This is a genomic window from Pseudomonas sp. P5_A2_2, assembly GCF_054177685.1.
Genome location: NZ_JBGCUL010000978.1, coordinates 1 through 1,631 on the forward strand (window position 1 = coordinate 1; position 1,631 = coordinate 1,631).

Consider the following 1,631-nt stretch of genomic DNA (forward strand, 5'->3'; position numbering starts at 1 on the left):
TGCCCTGATAGCGCGCGACATTCTCTTGCGCCACACAGGGCAGGCAACTGGTCAGACTGACGTTGGCGTCGTAGCTGCGCTTGAACTCCAGCAGTTCGGTTAGCAGCGTGCTCCACTTGCCCTTGGTGATGCCCATGGAGAACAACACCAGGAACGAATACAGCCCGGTCTTCTCGACCACCAGGCCACGCTCCCAAAGGAACTTGCTGACCACTGCCGCCGGAATCCCTCGCTCACTGAGGGCGCCACCGGCCGTCAATCCAGGCATCACCAGCGTGACCTTGATCGGGTCGAGCAGCACATAATCGTCGGTCACGCCGCCAAAGCCATGCCAGTCGGCATCGGGCTGCAGCAACCAATCCTCGGTGACGACCCGCTCGATACCTTCCGCCGACGGCGGTTGCCAGATCGAAAACCACCAGTCATCAGCAGCAATGTGCTGTCTCAAATTAGCCAGCGCCCGGCGAAAACTCAGGGCTTCGTCGAACATTTCCTGCAACAGCGAACGCCCGGCCGGCCCTTCCATCATCGCCGAAGCCACATCCAGCGAGGCGATGATGCCGTACTGCGGCGAAGTCGAGATGTGCATCATGAACGCTTCGTTGAAGCGATCCCGGTCCAGTTGCCGCGCGCCGCCATCGCGCACGTGAATCATCGACGCCTGACTGAAAGCCGCCAGCAACTTGTGGGTGGAGTGGGTGGTAAACACCAACGGGCTGTCTTCATCACGGGACGTATCCATGCCGTAGCGCCCGGCAAAAAACTCATGAAACGCCGCATAGGCGTACCAGGCCTCGTCGAAGTGCAGCACCTCAACGCTATTGCCCAGTTGCTGCCTGATCAGCTCCGCGTTGTAGCAGAGGCCGTCATAGGTCGAATTGGTCACTACGGCGAGTTTGACCTTCGGTGAACGCCCCTTGGTCAGCGGACTGGCGTCGATCTTGGCCTGGATCGATTCACGGCTGAACTCACTCAGGGGAATCGGGCCTATGATCCCCAGCTCATTACGCTCCGGACACAAGTACAGCGGGATCGCGCCGGTCATGATGATCGAGTGCAGCACCGACTTGTGGCAATTGCGATCCACCAGCACCAGGTCATCGCGGGCGACCGCCGAGTGCCAGACAATCTTGTTGGCCGTGGACGTGCCATTGATCACGAAAAAGGTGTGATCGGCGCCGAAATTACGTGCTGCACGGGCCTCGGCTTCAGCCAGGGGACCGGTGTGATCGAGTAAAGAGCCGAGCTCCGGCACCGACACCGAAAGATCCGAGCGCAGGGTGTTTTCCCCGAAAAACTGGTGAAACGCCTGCCCGACCGGACTCTTGTGATACGCCACGCCACCGCCGTGACCGGGGGTGTGCCACGAATAGTTGGAGTCCGCCGTGTGTTGCACCAACGCCTTGAAAAACGGCGGCAACAGGCCATCGAGGTATTTGCGCGCGGCGCGGGCCACCTGTCGGGCGAGAAAGGGCACCGTGTCTTCAAACAGGTAAAGAATGCCGCGCAACTGATTGAGCTCGGCCATGGCGTCGGCAGGCGCATTTTCCAGGGTCACTGTTTCGCCCAAGGCGAAGATCGGCAGATCCGGCGCACGCACTCGCGCCAGACCAATCAGCTCGGCCATGTTT

The 1,631-nt window shown here is 60.4% G+C and carries 1 protein-coding gene; it reads right to left on the reverse strand.

Annotated elements, in window-relative coordinates; translation table 11 throughout:
• Window positions 1-1,631, reverse strand: a 1,631-nt coding sequence (locus tag ACXRVY_RS27970) for an Orn/Lys/Arg decarboxylase N-terminal domain-containing protein (RefSeq protein WP_458238832.1), incomplete at both ends; no start/stop codon positions are given.